Source organism: Weissella sagaensis, assembly GCF_005405285.1.
Classification (GTDB): Bacteria; Bacillota; Bacilli; order Lactobacillales; family Lactobacillaceae; genus Weissella; species Weissella sagaensis.
In genome coordinates this window covers 219846-238910 of sequence record NZ_BJDT01000001.1, presented here as the reverse complement: position 1 = coordinate 238910, position 19065 = coordinate 219846, and the positions used below count along the sequence as shown (strand labels likewise).

17 protein-coding genes and 2 tRNA genes are annotated in these 19065 nt (G+C 37.7%); 3 read left to right on the top strand and 16 right to left on the bottom strand.

Annotated elements, in window-relative coordinates; translation table 11 throughout:
• Nucleotides 1–23: 23 nt before the first annotated feature.
• From FFM55_RS01165 to FFM55_RS01140, 6 genes are all read right to left on the bottom strand, one after another.
• On the bottom strand, nucleotides 24–341 hold the full coding sequence (locus tag FFM55_RS01165) for a PTS sugar transporter subunit IIB (protein ID WP_137600383.1): 318 nt from the start codon (nucleotides 339–341) through the stop codon (nucleotides 24–26).
• A 163-nt stretch (nucleotides 342–504) separates the two neighbouring features.
• Nucleotides 505–1797: a PTS cellobiose transporter subunit IIC gene (celB, locus tag FFM55_RS01160; protein ID WP_042491988.1), complete on the bottom strand. Its 1293-nt coding sequence runs from the start codon at nucleotides 1795–1797 to the stop codon at nucleotides 505–507.
• Nucleotides 1798–1843: 46 nt separating this feature from the next.
• Nucleotides 1844–3295, bottom strand: coding sequence for a 6-phospho-beta-glucosidase (locus FFM55_RS01155; protein WP_042491991.1), 1452 nt, complete (start codon nucleotides 3293–3295; stop codon nucleotides 1844–1846).
• A 65-nt stretch (nucleotides 3296–3360) separates the two neighbouring features.
• On the bottom strand, nucleotides 3361–3669 hold the full coding sequence (locus FFM55_RS01150; protein WP_137600382.1) for a PTS lactose/cellobiose transporter subunit IIA: 309 nt from the start codon (nucleotides 3667–3669) through the stop codon (nucleotides 3361–3363).
• Between the two features lie 24 nt (nucleotides 3670–3693).
• A complete protein-coding gene (locus FFM55_RS01145) occupies nucleotides 3694–4011 on the bottom strand; it encodes a PTS sugar transporter subunit IIB (protein WP_042491996.1) in 318 nt (105 codons plus the stop codon).
• Between the two features lie 20 nt (nucleotides 4012–4031).
• Nucleotides 4032–5489 (bottom strand): 6-phospho-beta-glucosidase, encoded by a 1458-nt coding sequence (locus FFM55_RS01140; RefSeq protein WP_042491998.1) that lies wholly within the window; start codon nucleotides 5487–5489, stop codon nucleotides 4032–4034.
• A gap of 138 nt (nucleotides 5490–5627) precedes the next feature.
• Here FFM55_RS01140 and FFM55_RS01135 point away from each other — a divergent pair, with 138 nt between their 5' ends.
• Nucleotides 5628–6317 carry a GntR family transcriptional regulator gene (locus FFM55_RS01135; RefSeq protein ID WP_137600381.1) on the top strand — a complete coding sequence of 230 codons (690 nt, stop codon included), beginning with the start codon at nucleotides 5628–5630 and terminating at the stop codon, nucleotides 6315–6317.
• A gap of 208 nt (nucleotides 6318–6525) precedes the next feature.
• Here the strand turns inward: FFM55_RS01135 and hflX are convergent, their stop codons facing one another.
• Nucleotides 6526–7812, bottom strand: coding sequence for a GTPase HflX (hflX, locus tag FFM55_RS01130; protein ID WP_042492001.1), 1287 nt, complete (start codon nucleotides 7810–7812; stop codon nucleotides 6526–6528).
• Between the two features lie 7 nt (nucleotides 7813–7819).
• The gene (locus FFM55_RS01125) at nucleotides 7820–8491 is read right to left on the bottom strand and encodes a histidine phosphatase family protein (protein ID WP_137600380.1); all 672 of its coding nucleotides are present in this window, start codon (nucleotides 8489–8491) and stop codon (nucleotides 7820–7822) included.
• A 186-nt stretch (nucleotides 8492–8677) separates the two neighbouring features.
• Between FFM55_RS01125 and FFM55_RS01120 the strand changes: the two genes are divergently transcribed.
• Nucleotides 8678–8749 (top strand) — tRNA-Glu (locus FFM55_RS01120).
• 37 nt (nucleotides 8750–8786) lie between these two features.
• Nucleotides 8787–8858: transfer RNA gene (locus FFM55_RS01115), tRNA-Glu, on the top strand.
• A 130-nt stretch (nucleotides 8859–8988) separates the two neighbouring features.
• On the opposite strand, the gene FFM55_RS01110 is transcribed toward FFM55_RS01115, so the two are convergent.
• From FFM55_RS01110 to FFM55_RS01075, 8 genes are all read right to left on the bottom strand, one after another.
• Entirely contained in the window at nucleotides 8989–9819 is an 831-nt protein-coding gene (locus FFM55_RS01110) for an exodeoxyribonuclease III (protein ID WP_137600379.1), read from the bottom strand.
• A 99-nt stretch (nucleotides 9820–9918) separates the two neighbouring features.
• Nucleotides 9919–12612 carry a bifunctional acetaldehyde-CoA/alcohol dehydrogenase gene (gene adhE / locus FFM55_RS01105; protein WP_042492005.1) on the bottom strand — a complete coding sequence of 898 codons (2694 nt, stop codon included), beginning with the start codon at nucleotides 12610–12612 and terminating at the stop codon, nucleotides 9919–9921.
• A gap of 278 nt (nucleotides 12613–12890) precedes the next feature.
• Nucleotides 12891–14810 carry a copper-translocating P-type ATPase gene (locus FFM55_RS01100; protein WP_081839272.1) on the bottom strand — a complete coding sequence of 640 codons (1920 nt, stop codon included), beginning with the start codon at nucleotides 14808–14810 and terminating at the stop codon, nucleotides 12891–12893.
• A gap of 8 nt (nucleotides 14811–14818) precedes the next feature.
• Nucleotides 14819–15088: a cupredoxin domain-containing protein gene (locus tag FFM55_RS01095; RefSeq protein ID WP_042492007.1), complete on the bottom strand. Its 270-nt coding sequence runs from the start codon at nucleotides 15086–15088 to the stop codon at nucleotides 14819–14821.
• A gap of 28 nt (nucleotides 15089–15116) precedes the next feature.
• Nucleotides 15117–15488 carry a cupredoxin domain-containing protein gene (locus FFM55_RS01090; protein WP_042492009.1) on the bottom strand — a complete coding sequence of 124 codons (372 nt, stop codon included), beginning with the start codon at nucleotides 15486–15488 and terminating at the stop codon, nucleotides 15117–15119.
• Nucleotides 15489–15500: 12 nt separating this feature from the next.
• Entirely contained in the window at nucleotides 15501–15941 is a 441-nt protein-coding gene (locus tag FFM55_RS01085; RefSeq protein ID WP_042492010.1) for a CopY/TcrY family copper transport repressor, read from the bottom strand.
• A 254-nt stretch (nucleotides 15942–16195) separates the two neighbouring features.
• The gene (locus FFM55_RS01080) at nucleotides 16196–18091 is read right to left on the bottom strand and encodes a M13-type metalloendopeptidase (protein ID WP_137600377.1); all 1896 of its coding nucleotides are present in this window, start codon (nucleotides 18089–18091) and stop codon (nucleotides 16196–16198) included.
• A gap of 148 nt (nucleotides 18092–18239) precedes the next feature.
• A complete protein-coding gene (locus FFM55_RS01075) occupies nucleotides 18240–18965 on the bottom strand; it encodes a DUF4811 domain-containing protein (RefSeq protein ID WP_042492013.1) in 726 nt (241 codons plus the stop codon).
• Nucleotides 18966–19065 lie beyond the last annotated feature (100 nt).

Here is a 19065-nt window from a genome sequence, read left to right as displayed (position 1 = left end):
CCTGTTAGTTTTTCATAGATAATCTACAACAATGCCTCGGCAGTTGCCAAGACCTTGTCACCCTTCATCATGCCATAATCCATCATATTAATAACATCCATTGGAATACCTGCGGCATCTGTCTTAGCTTTAACTTCTTTCTTCATAAAGCTAACTTGCGGACCAAGCAACAAAACGTCTGGCTTTTCGCTAGATGATAATTCATTATCAATATCTGCTGTTGACTTAGCAAAGATTTCATAATCTTTACCACCAGCTTTGGCTGCTTCTTTCATCTTTGTCACTAACAATGATGTTGACATTCCTGCTGCACATGCTAGCATAATTTTCTTATCTGCCATGATACGTTCCCTCTTTTTTTATTAATTAATACCATTAATATAACAGTACATGCACTGTTTTGCAAGCGTTTTCAATAAATTGACTATGCGTTAAAATCACGAAAAAAAGATGTTAAATTCTCAATTATCTCAGACAAATTAACATCTTTTTTTGCACATCATGTTAAGCAGCTTCGTTAGTTTGAATTTCTTCCTTCAAACGATCCTTATCAATTGACTTAAAGAATATATAGTAGATAGCGCCATCAAGCACAATGTTAATAATTTGCATAACTGCACCAGAAATATGTCCTGTTGCTAAGTACCCAGAAATAATTGGTGGCGTTGTCCAAGGAACCATGATTCCCATTGTTTTAGCCACTAATCCAGTACTCATAGCTGTATACGTTGTGATAACATTGGCCATTGGTGCCAAAATAAATGGCAAAACCATCTTATAATTCATAACAATTGGCATACCGAAGATGATTGGTTCATTAACGTTAAACATTGCTGGTCCAACAACCAACTTACCCAACGTCTTTAACTCTTTACTCTTTGATAAGAAAGCAATCATAAAGGCTAATCCAAGTGTTGCCCCAGATCCTCCCATATGAATAAAGTTATCGTAAAATTGTTGCGTCACAATGTTAGGGATTTCCTTACCTGCTTGAACGGCAGCTGCATTTTGTGACATCGCCCCTAGCCATATTGGCATCATCACACCACTAACCGTGTTAGATCCGTGAATACCAAAGAACCACAACAAGCAGATAATCAATTCGACGACAATTGCCCCTGGCAATGAATTGTTCAAATGACTTAATGGATCTTGCAACACGAAAGTAATGATATTCGGAATGCTCTCCATTGGTGTCGCTTCAACAATCATTCGAATAACCCAAACAACCATTAATACTAAGGCTCCTGGGAACAATGAAGCAAATGAATTGCTGACAGCAGGTGGCACACTTGATGGCATTTTAATTGTCAAATTCTTGTGAACTAACCAAACATACAAATCAGTTACGAACAAACCAACCAAAATCGCAATAAATAATCCTGATGAATCTAATTGCTTTAATGGAATCCACATGTCCCCGGCTTTGTCGGTTTTAAGTGGAATGGTTAAAATAAAGGCCCCAATCGCTACAATCATCGATGAAAAAGCTTCTACTCGATAACTTTTCGCTAAATTATAAGAAATACCTGCAACTGCGACTAGTCCCATCAAATGGAACGATGCATTAGTTGGATATTGTACAACTGTTGCCCAATTAGCTCCAAATGTATGAGCCATAAAGTCTTGATAACCTTGGATAGGGAACTGTGCAATAATCATGAAGACAGATCCAATAATAATCATTGGAACTGCAGCAGTCATACCGTCACGCAACGCAACTAGATGACGTGAACCAGAAATTTTCTGGAAGAACGGAATTATCTTCTCGTTCAAGACACTACTTGATCCTGCCATAATCTTTTCCTTCTTATTTATATATTTAAAACCTGTTATTGTTACATTAACCTAAGTCAGCTCCATTTGATGAAATAACTTTTTGATACCACTTGAACGAATCCTTGTAATATCGTTTACCAGTTCCTTCGCCCATATCATCTAAATCAACATAGATAAAACCATAACGTTTTAACATCTCACCTGTTGAAGCAGATACAACATCAATACCTGACCATGGTAGATAGCCATAAAGTGGAATCCCATCTAACGCAACAGCTTGTTCCATTGCCTTAATATGACGTTGGAAGTATGAAATACGATAATCATCATGAATTTGGTTGTCTTCAGTTAACTTATCATAAGCACCAAAACCGTTTTCAACAATAAACATTGGCTTGTGCCAACGATCCCACATCCAGTTCATTGCCCAGCGAATACCTACGGGGTCGATTTGCCATCCCCAATCAGATTTCTCCAAAAATGGATTATCACCATGGTTTTCGTCTTCATTATATTCTAACCATTCATCACCAGTATCTGATACTGTCCATGACATGTAGTAAGAAAATGCCACATAATCAACTGTGTTTTCTGCCAAAATTGTTTCATCTTCTTTAGTTATATCTAAATGGAAGCCTTTATGTTGCCAGAAATTCTTTAACCAGTTCGGATAATGACCATTTGCATGAACATCACCCCAGTAATACCGCGTTTGCATTGCACGCTGTGCCATCAGAATATCTTCAGGCTTTGTTGATGCTGGATAAACAGGATTCATTGACAACATGCAACCAACCTGGATATCAGCATGTAGCTCAGCCGCAATTTCATGGGCATGCTTGGTTACCAATGCTGAAGCGACTAACTCATAATGTGAAGCTTGATACATTAATTCCTGTGCTTCATCTTCCTTATAATCTTTCAAGCCAGAATTTTGCAACATTGGATGCGGATCCATCCATGCTGTCTGATTAGTAATTTCATTGAATGTCATCCAATACTTGACACGATCACCATAACGCCGAATAACTGTATCAGAAAACTTAACAAAGAAGTCTATAACCTTTCGATTACTAAAGCCACCATACTCTGTTACCAAATGGTAAGGAATTTCAAAATGACTGAGTGTGATAACTGGTTCAATATCGTTAGCCAACATTTCATCAATCATGTTGTCATAAAACTGCAAACCAGCTTCATTGGGTTCCGCCTCATCACCATTTGGAAAAATACGTGTCCACGCAATTGAAGTACGGAAAGCCTTCAATCCCAATTCTTTCATCATCTTAAAATCTTGTGGATACGTATGATAAAAATCAATTCCTCGATGGTTAGGGTAGTTCCCGCCTGGTTCAACTGTGTCGGTTACAACACGTGGTGTATCTTTGTTACCTGCTAACATCACATCAGCAATTGAGACACCCTTACCATCAACATCCCAAGCTCCTTCTAATTGGTGTGCGGCAACTGCAGAACCCCAAAGAAAACCATCGGGCATTTTATAACCTGAACTCATATTATTATTTGTCCTCCAACTCTGAAACGCGCTTCATCAAAGCAATTAGTTCAACAGCCATATCCTTAAACGCGCTTCATCAAAGCAATTAGTTCAACAGCCATATCCTTAAACGTAATTGCATTCATCAAATGATCTTGACCATGTACCATATACAAATCGATTTCAGTATGCTCACCTTGCGCTTCTTTCGTTAGCATATCTGTTTGTACATCATGCGCCGCTTTTAATTCTTGACTAGCAGCTGCAATCGCCTCATCAGCTTCATCAAATTTGCCATCTTTAGCAAGTTGAATGGCTTGGTAAGCTTGACCTTTAGCATTACCACCATGCATAATCAATCCCATGACAACTTCCATACGTGCGTCATCCATGTCTAAGTCCCCCAATCAAAATTACTACAACAATGCTTCAGCAGTAGCCAAAACTTTGTCACCTTTCATCATGCCGTAATCCATCATATTAATAACATCCATTGGAATACCTGCTGCATCTGTCTTGGCTTTAACTTCTTTCTTCATAAAGCTAACTTGTGGACCAAGCAACAAAACATCTGGCTTGTCACTAGATGATAACTCATTATCAATATCAGCCGTTGACTTGGCAAAAATTTCATAATCTTTGCCTCCTGCCTTAGCTGCTTCTTGCATCTTTGTCACTAACAATGATGTTGACATCCCTGCTGCACATGCTAGCATAATTTTCTTGTCTGCCATTTTTCTATCCTCTTTTAAAATTATAAATCGGTACCATGAGAAGCAATAACCTGCTTGTACCAATCGAACGAGTCCTTACGTAGACGCTTACCTGACCCTTCACCCATGTCATCCAAATCAACATAAATGTACCCGTATCGCTTACTCATTTCACCGGTACCAGCTGACACAATATCAATTGGTCCCCATGATAGATAACCGATAACTGGGATACCATCTTTTACAACTGCTTTTTCAACTTCAGCAATATGTGCTTTCAAATAATCAATACGATATTGATCATGCACCTTACCATCAATAACGTCATCATAAGCACCAAAACCATTTTCAACAATCATGATTGGTAATCCTGGGTATTGATCGTTCAATTCATTCAAGGTATAACGCAACCCTTGTGGATCAATTGCCCATCCCCAATCCGAAACAGGTACTTCAGGATTTTGTACCACTTCATAACCCTGAACATCCTCAAAATCAGTATCTGCATCACTTTTTGCCTTGATTACAGTTGAGTTATAATAAGAAATTGCCAGGTAATCAACTTTACCAGCCTTTAAAACCTCACGATCAGCTTGTGTAATGTCGGAACGATAACCGGTACGTGCAGCAAATGCTTCAAATTCAGCTGGATAAGTCCCACGGATATGAACATCCGAAAACCAGTCATGCAACTGACGTGCCTTTTGTGTGGCCAACATATCAGCAGGCTTAGGTGAAGCTGGATATAATGGGGCAACATTCAACATACCACCAATAACAAACTCAGGATTAATCGCATGCCCAATCTGAACAGCCTTAGCACTTGCAACCAACTCATAGTGTGCTGCTTGGACCATACCAGCCAGCTTTTCAGTTGCTGTTGCATCCTTTTTAAACTGCAATCCTGAATTTGTCCAAATCATGAATTCGCTCATCATATCATCATCTAAATTAGCTTGATTTGATATTTCATTATGCGTCATCCAATACTTCACTTTACCGTTATAACGTGTAAAGACTGTGGTTGCATACTTAACAAAGAAATCAATCACTTTACGATTTGACCAACCACCATACTCTTTGACTAAGTGATAAGGCATTTCAAAGTGATTTAACGTAATCACTGGTTCAATCCCCAAACGATTCATCTCATCGAACATATCATCATAGAACTTTAAGCCGGCTTCGTTTGGTTCAGCATCATCCCCATTTGGGAAAATACGCGTCCACGCAATGGAAGTTCTAAATGCCTTAAAACCCATCTCAGCCATCAAAGCTAAATCTTCTTTATACGTATCATAGAAATAAATACCATGATGATTAGGATAATTATTACCTGCAATGACGCCATCTGTAATTTCGCGTGGCTTATTATTGGCACCAGCGGTTAAAATATCTGCAATCGAAACCCCTTTACCGTCTTTATTCCATGCACCTTCAGCTTGGTGTGCCGCAATAGCACCACCCCACAAAAAATTATCAGCTAACTTAAGTCCCATGAGTTCCTCCTCGATAAATCTAATTAATAAATTGTATACGTACACTATAACAGTGCATTCACACTTTTGCAACCGCTTTCATTATTCTGTTAAAAATGCTAATATTCGATATAATATAGTCACTAAAGGAGCGCGGGCATGTTAAAATATCAAAAAATTGCAGAACAATTATTTTCATTCATAAAATCTAATCACCTCAAACAAGGTGACCCCTTACCAAGTTTGACTAAACTAATTCAAGAATATGGTGCTAGTAAAACAACTGTTTTGAAAGCATTAGATCAGCTAGAACGGGCTGGCTTTATCTATCAAGTACAAGGTAGTGGGACCTTCGTACGTGATATTCCAGATGAGCATTTTATTAACTTCAATGTCAGTCACGGTTGGACAACTGATTTCACCAAAACAAAATTAGATAATTCAGATGTCACTGTTGAAAAAACATATCCAACACGATCAGTCGCTAGTCACTTACAGTGTGCAATTGACACGCCAATATTTAAAGTACAACGTTTAAAAACACAGGATGGTAAGATTTTCTGCTTTGAGACTTCTAATTATAATACTAATTTTGTTCCCTTCCTAAATAAAGAAATTGCCAAAGCATCTATTTTTCACCATATTTCAGATGCCTATCAAATCAACGTTGGCTTTTCTGATAAGTACTTTAAAGTACGGCAATTAACTGCATTTGAAAGTGATAAATTAAATTTGCCGCAAGGTAGTTTTGGTCTAGCCGTTCAAGAAACATTTTATACAACTAGTGGGGAAATATTTGATTTTTCAGAAAATGTTTACCACTATGAGAACGCAACTTTTTATATTTAAAAGACAAGATAATATGGTGTAACATGCTTTATGATACCTTACTTCATTGACAGCTATAAACATTAGTATCGTCATGACTATTACTACTTATTGGCCATTCTTTATCGTAAGGCACATAACAGAAAACACCCGCAGTAAAAATCAAAAAGGCGCTAGCTAACTTCTCTTCGAATGTTAGCCAGCGCCTTTTAAGTGTCACCATTAATTATTATTCATTTACTTGATACTTTTCAAATCTAGCAACTTGAATTGGGGTTAACGTCACTTTCATAACTGTCCCCGACTCATCATAATCTAATTCATGTACCGTTGCCTGCTCATTTAATTCACTAACAAGTTGCCCGTCACTAAATGGAATATGCAATGTTGTTGTGATATAGTCAGCAAAAATATGTTCTTTAACAACATCAACCAAAGCATCTTGTGACTTTGAATCTAATGCTGATAAAATCAACGTATCACCCGTACGATCAGGATATGCTTGTTCCGGAATTTGATCAGCTTTATTATAAACAGTCACCATTGGAATGTCGCCAACGCCAATTTCTTTTAATGTTTTTGCAGTTGTCGCCATCATCTCTTGATAATGTGGATCTGCATAGTCCACAACTTGAATTAACAAATCAGCATCAGCTGCTTCAGCTAATGTTGCACGGAAAGCTGCCACTAACCCATGGGGCAACTTTGACACAAATCCAACCGTATCAGATAGTAAGAAATTTTGATTATCTGGTAACTGAATTTTACGCACTGACGTCTCTAACGTTGCGAACAGCATATCTGCTTGAAATACTGTTTTTTCTTTATTATCACCAAATCGCTTTACTAAGGCATTCATAATCGTTGACTTACCTGCGTTAGTATAACCCACTAAAGCAACATTACGAATACTTTGTTTAGCACGATAAGCACGCCGTGTTTCATCATCAGCCTCAATGTTCGTTAATTCAGCTTGCATTAATGAAATTTGGTGTTGAATATGACGACGATTCATTTCTAACTTGGTTTCACCAGCACCACGACTCGTAAAACTACCACCGCCACCACCTGTTTGTTGATCTAGACGAACATTCATAGATGTCCGTAAACGTGGTAATTGATACTTTAGTTGTGCAATCGCAACCTGTAATTTAGCAATTTTTGTTTTAGCTCGTGATGCAAAGATATCCAAAATCAAGGCTGTTCGATCCATGATATCGGCTTGTGTGCCAGCTTCAAGATTACGAATTTGTGATGGTGATAATTCATCATTAGTTACCACCATTTCGGCACCATAATATTCTAACGCTTCTTTTAATTCGGTTACTTTACCCTTACCAAAATAGGTTGATGCATTAGGTCTTTCCAGCTTTTGAATCAATTGGCCAACAACAATCATATTATTTGCCGCTGCTAAATTAGCCAATTCAGTCATTTCATAGTCAAAATTTTCATTTTGCTGATCTAAACCTGCTAAAATAACTTGGCGTTTAGGATGTTGCTCATTTTCTATCATATATGTTTTACCATTTCGTTGTTGTATCGTTATAAGTTTTTAGCTTCATGCCTTCATCAGAAACTTCAAAAATTGTGATTGATCCGTTTTCAGGCTTTTCAGCTGCTTGTTCGTGTGAAGCATACTTGGCCACTAAATTACGAATCAATGTGCCGTGTGAAACGATTAAGACATTTTGACCGTCACGTGTGTTACGACGGAGTTGTTCTAGCCCTTTTTCTACTCGTACCCAAAACATCTGTGCGTCTTCAGCATCACCAGTTGGATCAGCCGCATGCATCGCATCCATGACTTCATCTTGACTTAAATTAGCCATTAGATCACCATAAGTATCCATGTTTTGGAAGCCATTCTTTTCAGCAACTAGTTGTGAACTTTTTTTACTAGGTAATCCCTCAAAAAAGCCAAAGAATTGTTCACGGAATTGTTGTAATTGCTCCGGCTCTTTCAAATCACCACTCTGCTTATTACGTGACAAAACAAATTCAGCTGTTTGAATGGCACGTTGCAAATCTGATGAGTAAGCACCGTCAAAGCGAATGTTTTCTAAACGATCACCAGCTGCATATCCGTCTGAGATACCTTTATCCGTCAATGGCGCATTACTCCATCCTTGCATACGTTCATAATGATTGAAAATTGTTTGCCCATGTCGTACAAAATATAAATTAAATGACATTATTTATCCCTCTTTGCTGTTAGTCTGTTATATATAATTGTATCATTAAGTTTATTAATACTCATTAAGTTGCCTAGTTTCAATTATGATTTAATAAAATTTATGATTTATAAAACATTCATATTGACAGCTATAGACTTTACATGTATAGTTAATTACTGTTGTTAATATACAAGTGATGATATTGGCCCAATGGTCAAGTGGTTAAGACGTCGCGTTCTCAGCGCGGAATCCAGGGTTCGACTCCCTGTTGGGCTATTTCTAAATAGCTTCGGCTAACAAATATTATCATCATGGCCCAATGGTCAAGTGGTCAAGACGTCGCGTTCTCAGCGCGGAATCCAGGGTTCGACTCCCTGTTGGGCTATACTTAGAGATCAGTAATCTGATTACACGTAAACGTATTTACTTTTTATAAAGTAGATACGTTTTTTTATTGCCTAATTAATAAAAAAGCGAGGCATAAACAGATACTTGTTATGCCTCGCTTTTTATGATTATATTTTAAAATCATCCGTCATCGTTAACATAATTGGCGCATGATCTTGGCGTGCTCCTGTATCAATAACCGATAATTCAGACAACTGATTAGCTAAACGATTTGACGTTAAATAATAATCAATACGCCAACCAGAATTATTGATTTTTGATGTTTTTGATATCTGTGCCCACCATGTATAAACACCGCTTTCTTCAGGATGTAAATAACGGAATGTATCCGTAAATCCCGCATCAAGCAAACGGCCAAAATGCTCACGTTCCTCATCTGTAAAGCCAGCTTTTTTATGGTTTGATTTTGGGTTTTTCAAATCAATTTCTTGGTGTGCAACATTGAAATCACCAGAAAAAATAACCGGCTTTTGTGCATCTAATTGTTGTATATATGCCCGATAAGCATCATCCCAAGCCTGTCGATCATCCAAACGTGCTAGACTGCTCCCTGAATTTGGTGTATAAACTGTGGAAACATAGGTGTTTTCAAATTCAAGTGTAATAACGCGTCCTTCAATATCCATTTCACCAGGTGCACCGATTTCTGGTAACGTAACACTAATAGGTTCTTGGCGTGATAACATCATCGTTCCCGAATAACCAGAACGACCCGTGCTCATACGTAAATACCGATGGTAACCAGGGAATAACTCATCAAGCGCCGTTGCTTGTTCTTTAGTTAAGCCCGTTGCTTTTAGTTTTGTTTCTTGAATTGCTAAAACATCTGGTTGTTGTGCCGCAATATCTTGCAATACCTGCCACGTCATTTCACCACGGGCAGATTTATGCTCAACAGCCGCATTGATACTATCGATATTCCATGATATAAATTTCATTTTGCCACCGTTCCTCTTTAAATTCTCATTGCATTTATTATAACAAAAAAACGCACGACTAATGACTGGCATAGTCGTACGTTGATTCATATTTAATGTTTAAAATTGTTCATTTAATAGTTGTTTAATTTCGCTCAACTTTGGTTGTCGTGGATTTCCTGGTGTTGTCTGATCATTATAAATCAAATCCATCAACCCTGACAATTCTCGATCAAAGTCTTCTTTTTTAACCCCATTACCAGATAGCGTTAAGTCCATATCAAGATGTCCTGCTAATTCTTTAATCTTATTAATTAAAGCTGTTACCAATTCTGCATCATCTTGACCTGTCAAACCAATGTGACGAGCAATATCAGCATAATCTTTTTGTGCCGTATATGTTTCATAACGTGGGAAAGGCGTGCGCTTCACGTTACCAGTTACACCATTGAATTTGATCACATTGGTCATTGCAATTGAAATTGCTAGTCCGTGTGGTAATCCAAAAGCGCCACCAGTTTTATGTGCTATTGCATGATTTAATCCTAAGAACGCATTTCCAAATGACATACCAGCCAAGGTTGATGCATAATGCATCTTTGTTCGTGCCAATTCACCTTCCTTAGTTGGTTGCGTTGCATCATAATGATATGAAGCTTCTAGGTAATCAAAAATTAATTTAATGGCCTGCAATGCCCAAGGACGTGTAAATTCAGATGACATCACTGAAACATATGATTCTAGGGCGTGTGACAAAGCATCCATTCCAGAATATGCAACTGTCTTACTTGGCACAGTCATCACAAATTCAGGATCAACTATAGCAACTTGTGGTGTTAATTCATAATCAGCCAATGGATATTTAACATGTGTTTCATCATCAGTAATTACCGCAAATGGCGTAACTTCTGAACCCGTTCCTGATGTTGTAGGAATAGCCACCATTTGTGTTAAACGTTGATGTTCGAACTTCACAATTCGCTTGCGAATATCCATAAATTTTTGTGCTAATTGTTGGAATAATGACTTCAAACCATCATCATCATATAAAATACCAGGCTTAGTTGCTGAATATTCGTATAAGAAACGGGCAATCTTACCTGCATCTAATGCTGAACCACCGCCAAGCAAAACAACCGTATCTGGCTTGAAATCAGCCATTTGACGAGCAATATCAATTGCTTGTGAAATAGTTGGGTCAGGGCTAACTGAACCATAAAATGATGTCTTAACTTGATCTTCACGTAATGCAAATTGATCTAAAATTTTATCAACGAATCCTAACTTTACCATACCGGGATCTGCAACAATAAATGCCCGATCAACATCTGGTAATTCTTGCAAATAAGTAATGGCGTTTGTCTCGTAATAAATATCCTTAGGCAATCGTACCCACTGTGGGCGATTACGACGACGAGCAACGGTTTTAATATTTAATAAATCGTACGTAGACAAATTATGCGACAATGAATTCTTCCCCCAAGTACCAGTTCCTAACGTTAGTGATGGTCGTAATGCATCGGTATAAATATCACCAACACCACCAATTGAGTCGGGTTGATTAACCAAAATTCTTGATGCTTCAACACGGTCTGCATATTCTTTTACAAATGGATCATCTTGCGCACCAATCTGAATTGCTGCATTATGTCCTGCCCCCTGGTAGTTTAATAATGCGCGTACAATTTCAACAGCTTCATCACGATCTTGTGCTTTATATATTGAGAGTAACGGACTTAGCTTTTCTGATGATAATGGCTCCCCAATGTGCTTTTTATCAAGTTCAAATAGCAAAACGTCCTTATCAACTGGCAACTTCAAACCAGCTTGTTCGGCAATCCAACGACCTGAACGACCAGCTACTGGTCCTGTGACACCATAGCCATCTGCTGATGGTTTAAAGACAAAATCAGAAATCTTTTGATAATCCTGCTTAGGCGTTAAGTATGCACCTTGTTCTTGTAATTTTTGCAACATCTCATCATAAATTGAAACATCAATGACAACCGAATTTTCTGAAGCACAAATCATACCATTATCAAAACGTTTCGACAATAACAAATCAGATACGGCTCGATCAACGTTAGCCGTTTTATCAATATAGACTGCACCATTTCCAGCACCAACCCCCATTGATGGATTACCAGAATGTAAGGCTGCATTGACCATCGAAGGTCCGCCAGTCGCTAAAATTGATGCAATCTTTGGGTTTTTAATCAATGTATTTGTTGCATCAATTGAAGGTGTTTCAATCCATTGAATAAAATGCTTCGGTGCCCCCGCTGCAACGGCTGCATCATAAACAATCTTAGCTGCATGTGATGATGATTTTTGTGCTTGTGGATGAAAAGCAAACACAATCACATTTCTTGTTTTTGCGGTTAACATTGACTTAAAAATTGCTGTTGAGGTTGGGTTAGTTGTTGGAACAATTCCAGCTAAAATGCCTAAAGGTGCTGCTAATTCAACTTTTCCGGCTATCTTGTCTTCCGAAATAACACCGACAGTTTTATCATTTTTAATAGCGTTATAAACAGATTCAGACGCAAAACGATTTTTAGTATCCTTATCTTCAATGACACCGCGTCCTGTTTCTTCATATGCTTCATGAGCAAGCAATAATGCATTTTCAGAACCAGCTAAGGCCATCGCTGCAACAATTTTATCAACTTGTTCTTGTGTATAGGTTGCAAATTTTTGTAAAGCGATTGCTGCTTGATCAACTAATTTATTAGTCATCTCTTCAGCAGCTGCATAATGTGCAGCTTTTTCATCAGGTGTTAGCACTTTTTTCTTTTTATTCATAGTAGTCATGATTTATACCTCTCAGATTGTTCTGATTTAATCGTATTGCTCATTACTGAACAATGTTAATTATAGCAAATATAAACTAAACGTCAACTATAAAACGTTATTAATTAGGCGTTTAAGCTTGATTTTGTTTTAGTTCACAAACTTTCATAAAATGGCTAAATTCGGTTTATTGTGAATTAATTAACAATAAAAACGCTTACATAATTTCCCAATCATTAAGCTTGTGAATATACAAAAAAACACTAAATTTCCATTTTTTGAAAACTTAGTGTTTTGTATTAATAATTGTTTACTATTTTTGTTTTACCCAGCAATACTGAACTAATCACAACTGACAATGAACTCAATGCCATGGCAACACCAGCAATTTCTGGACTTAATATAAACCCAAAACTATAAAATACACCAGCTGCTACTGGAATACCCAAGACATTGTAGACGAAGGCCCAAAACAAATTTAACTTAATACGATTAAACGTCTTTTCGCTCAATGCCAATGCTGTATTTACGTCTCGTAAATCATTTTTGACTAAGACAATCCCCCCTGCATCAATCGCAATATCCGTACCAGCACCCATGGCAATTCCTACATCAGCCGTCGTTAATGCTGGCGCATCATTGATCCCATCACCAACAAAAGCAACTGTATGATCTACCTGCAAAGCCTTAATTTGATCAGCTTTTTCAGCAGGGAGAACATTTGCGATAACTTCGTCGATACCAACCTCATTTGCGATGGCTCGCGCAACATGTTCATTATCACCAGTTAACATCACTGTGCGTAACCCGCGATCTTTTAATAAGGACATCGCTGTTTCAGAAGTTTCTTTAGGTGTATCTTGAATAGCAATCAACCCAATGATTTTTTGTTGCAAGCCAACTAATACGACTGTTTTTGCTTCATCTTGTAATTGTGCCATTTTACGCTTCAAATCATCGGTTACTTCAAAATCAGTTAACAAGCGTTCATTACCAACAAAAGCTCGCTGACCATCAACCAAGGCCTGTACGCCTTTACCAGATAAGGCCTCAAAATTTTCAACACTAGTTACTGCAAAATTTTGCCGCTCTGCTTCATCTAAAATTGCCAATGCTAACGGGTGCTCTGAGCCTGCTTCTAAACGAGCAGCTACCATTAATACTTGCTGATTTTCCCCAATAATATCAGTTACTTTAGGCTGACCAACTGTAATTGTCCCCGTCTTATCAAATACAACGGTATCAATATCATTTGCCCGCTCTAGAACTTCACCATCTTTAATTAAAATGCCCATTTTAGCGCCGCGTCCAGTACCCACCATTAACGCTGTTGGTGTCGCCAAACCAAGCGCACACGGGCAAGCGATTACAACAACAGACACTGCAAAAATCAATGAATTAGCAACATCATGACCGATGAAAACATACCAAATTAAAAAGGTTAACACTGCAACCACTAACACAATTGGAACAAAAACATCCGATACACGATCAGTTAATTGTTGAATTGGCGCTTGACTTGATTGGGCTTTTTTAACCAGCGTAACAATTTGCGCTAACATGGTGTCATTACCAACTTTTTTAGCCTTAAACACAAAGTTTCCCGACATATTCATCGTTGAACCAATAACATCATCACCAACGCGCTTACTTACTGGCATACTTTCACCAGTAACCATAGCTTCATCAATTGTTGATGAACCCGCCACGATTTCACCATCAACCGCAATTTTTTGACCAGGCTTAACACTGATTAAATCACCTGTGACAATTTCTGCCAATGGTAATCTGACAAATTCACCATTTCGTTTTACTAGTGCATCCTTGGCTTGTAAATCCATCAATTTTTCAATAGCCGACGAAGCATTATGACGCATTTTTTCTTCAAAGACTTGACCAAGTAACACGAACGTAATGACAAAAGCAGCACTTTCAAAGAAAACCGCTCTGCCTGTAAACATAGCATAAATACTATACAGGTATGCCGTACCAGTTCCAACAGCAATTAAGGTGTCCATATTTGAATGGTGTTTTTGAAATGATGCCCATGCACTAGATAAAAATGGTCGTGCCGATATCAACATAACAATCGTCGTTAAGATTAGCATTGTCATTTGTCCACCTGGTAACATCCAGTGTGTAAATGGCATTAGGATCATCTCAAGCAACATTGGTAATGACAAGATTAACGAAACCCAAAACCGTGTCGTTATATTCATAATATCACCTACTTTATATGAATGGTGCCATGGAACATGTCCATGCCACAGCTAAAGTTAAATTCACCTGCTTGTTTTGTTGGAATCATGACTGTTTTAGGTTCATCAATTGGTAATGCTGTTTCAAAATTCAACGCATTAGAGTGAACAACATCCAAACAACCTTGTGTACTCGTTCGCGTAAAAGTAATTTGCGCTGGCACACCTTGCTTTAAATTAATAACGCTTGGCTCATAACCACCTGCAACAGTTACATTAATATTTTGTACATCACTCATCTTAGTAATCTCCTCTTTAGCTAATAAATTATTTAATAATAACCTTACCGTGAAACATATTCATACCACATGCCCACTCATATTCACCAGCTTCACTGGTATCAATTTGAATGGTTTGTGTCTCATTTTCCGGTAATGCTTGATTAATGCCAAAATCCGGAAAAACCACATGATCCAAACAACTTGATGGATCTGTTCTTTTGAAGTGAAGTTGTGCCGGTACGCCTTGCTTTAATACCACTTGTTCTGGCGAATAACCACCTTTTACCAAAACATTAATATCTTGTTGATCATTAGTAATAGCAGCTGATTCTGTTTGGGTTTCATGTTTGCCAAAGAACCACCAAACAATAAAGCCAATTAATATCAAACCAATAATTAATACAATGATTCTAATCATCTTCACCCCTCCTTATACTGTTTCAGTACACTGTTCGCATGAATTTGGTCCCAAGCAGTCACAGGCAACTGATGCAGGGGCCGTTTCAATTTTTTGTTCTAATACTTTTTGTAAGAGCATAATATCTGACTTACTCAAGGTCATATCTGTTAGTAATTCAGCTAAAGTATGTCCTTTTTTCATACTACATAAACGTTCAAAAACTTCAGATGTCATTTGAATCATCGCTGCATCTTCAGCAATTAACGGACGATAAATGAAGCGTCGACCAGCTTTCTTTGTCGTTAACATTTCTTTTTGAACCAAACGACGCAGTAATGTCTTAATTGTTGATTCCGACCAATCTTTCTTTTGTCTGATTGCTGTAATAATTTCACTACTAGTTGCTTCTTTTACTGTCCAAATCACACGCATTAACTGCCATTCGGCATTCGACATATCGCTTGCTTGCATTATCCATCATCTCCTTCGTTTACATTTGTAACTGTAATAAGTATAACGTCTAAGGTTTACAAACGTCAACTAAAAAGTACTAACAACTATAGCGTTTTAAAGACAAAAAGGACATTAATCTAATCGATTAATGTCCTTTAAACGTATTACAAAAGATTTGGCCCTTAATGTCATGCATTTAGCAAACCATCAAGATACAACGTTTCACAGCTAGATACCCTGCATCTTTTGTTGCATTATCTTAATTAGTATTTTTACCAGATCATCGTACGATCTGCTGGTTCACGATACATGTTATCACCAGGTTGTACATCAAAAGTCTCATAGAATTCAGAAAAATTCGACACAATCACATTCGTACGTGCTTTATTTGGTGCATGCACATCAACTGCAGCAAAGAACTTCATCAATTCTGGACGTGCTTTCATTCGCCAAATTGTTGCCCAATTTTTAAAGAATTCCTTAGCAGAAAATGATTCTTCGCGTTGCGCAGCCGCTAAAGCAGCTGCTAAACCACCTAAATCAGCAACATTTTCAGAAACGGTTAATTTACCATTCACCTTTGCCCCATATGAATCTAAACCATCAAATTGTTCAATAACTTTTTGAGTCCGTTCTTTAAAGGCAGCATAGTCTTCATCCGTCCACCAATTATTCAAACTACCATGTTCGTCAAACGAAGCACCATTGGTATCAAAGGCATGTGAAATTTCATGCGCTATAACTGCCCCAATACCACCATAATTAGCTGAATCCGATTGGTCAAGACTATAAAATGGCGCTTGCAAAATAGCTGCTGGGAAGACAATTTGATTTTGTTGTGGATCATAGTAAGCATTGACCATGTGTGCTGGCATATGCCACTCATCACGATCAACTGTTTGATGCCATTTAGCCCATTCACGTGCAACGCCTTGGCAACCAAACTTTTGCGCTGCTTCTAACAAGCTAGCTCCCTCATCAACAATTTTATCTTCATAATAATCTGGTAACTTTTCTGGATAACCAATATGTGGTTTAATGGCGTTTAATTTCACAACAGCTTGGTCACGCGTAGCTGGTTGCAACCAAGTTGTATTTTGCAAACGCTCTTTATACACATTAATCATCTTTGTCACTTTGTCTTCCACATCTGCTTTTGCTTCTGATGAAAACATTTTATGTGCATACCACAAACCTAGCGCTTGATTAAAAGGCCCCTCTGCTAAGTAGTAAGCTGATTTTTTCTGACTCTTAGCTTCTGGGGTACCTGACAAAGCCCGACCATATGCACCACCTAATACACGAACATCATCAGATAAATATCCTGTATAAGCGTTAACGATGCTAATGATCAAAGTTGCTTTTAATAATGGCCATGCCTCTTCTGAGAAAAATTGATCAGCCGCATGCCAGAAGCGCTCTTCTGGTACCACAACCATATCCGGCTCTTCACCAATCATAGCCGTAACAACTTCATTTAATGGTAGTTCAGGAGCCAAAGCCGTAAAATCAGCCCATTTGTATGGTTTGTACAGCTTTACATATTCTGCTGATTCTTCCTGACTCAAGACAACCTTGGCAACGCGTGCATCAAATGCAATTGCTTTATCCAATAAGTCTTTAATTTCATCAGTATTAAAATCAAACTTTGCTAGCAAAGCCTCTTGTGATGATCGCCAAGTTTTCAATAAATCAGCACCTTGTGGGTGACCTGGCTCGTAGTATGTTGTATCAGGTAAAATCGTGCTCATTGCATCCGCCCAAAGAACGTAAGTTTGCGCATCTTTAAAATCAGGTGCAATACCCAATGGCAAAGCATTAGGTAAACCAGCCTTTTCCAAAGAAGTTATATCATTTGCAAATTCGGCAAATGAATCATAATTTTGATAGCGCGCAATCAACGGTTTTACGGGTTGCGTTCCTAATTCGTTACGTGTTTCCCAATCAGAAGCTAAGTGATGATATTTAATAAAATTACTTAACACCTTATCATCAGGTACATCTTCACCTGCTAACCACTTATCAGTTGTAGCTAACATTAATTCTTCAATTTCATCAGCTAAGTCAATAAATCCCCCCGTACGTGATTTATCATTTGGAATCACTGCTTGTGCAATCCAGTCTTCATTGACGGCTTCATAAAAATCATCTTGTTGACGAGTCCCCATTGTTTCACCTCAAATTTCTATTTTTTCTTATAAAATACGATAACACACTTTATCATTTCCGAACATATTTCACTAAAATTTAAATTCATTTATAAAAAAGAACACGTTCAAGATTATCAATCTTAGCGTGTTCTATCTGTCATCTAAATTAATTATTCTTTTGCCATTGTGCAATCTGATTAATCATATCAACCTTCAATTGCTTATTTGAATCAGCCGTTACTTTTTTAACGACATTATTTTTCAATTTATCTTGCCCGGCTTTATCATCAATAAAATCCTTATCTGCTTTTACTTTCGCTGTCACTTCTTTATTGATTTCATCACGAACTTGATTAGCTAATTGATTTTCGTTGTCTTGCACCATCTTTTGTAAGTCATCAACTTTATTAGCTGGTACAACATACCACCCTTCAGGTAACGTCAACTTATAAGTCGTTGTCCCCTTTTCTAAAGTATCCTGTCCTAACAACAAAAAACGACGCCAAGTTGAATTAGCTTGGTATGTCATCACTGTGGTCTTCAACGATGCCTTTTTGCCAGCAACAACCTCCGCTTTAGCTTGTTGTGTTAATGTTTGGTATGTTTTGTCATTCGTCTTATATGTATAACGTAACCGATTTTCAGCTCCTTGCTCAGTTGTAATTAAATGAAATCCATTAACTGTAACGGCAGGCTGAATCTTTTGTGTTTTTGTCAAGGGAACTTCTGACATCAAAAAATGTTGTCCTTGCGCATGACGTACGCCAAAGCCCATAGAAATAGTCAACAATAAACCGACAACAATTGGTACCCACCTTACTTGATGATGCACCACTCCTTGGATTGCCGCATAAGCTAGCAAAACAATCCCTAATACCAACAAGACAATCATGATTTTTCTCCTTCAAAAAACGTATTCACCTTTTTAAATTATACCAAAAAAAGCTCATAATCACCAAAAGTAGTAATTATGAGCTTTCTATTTTATTGAT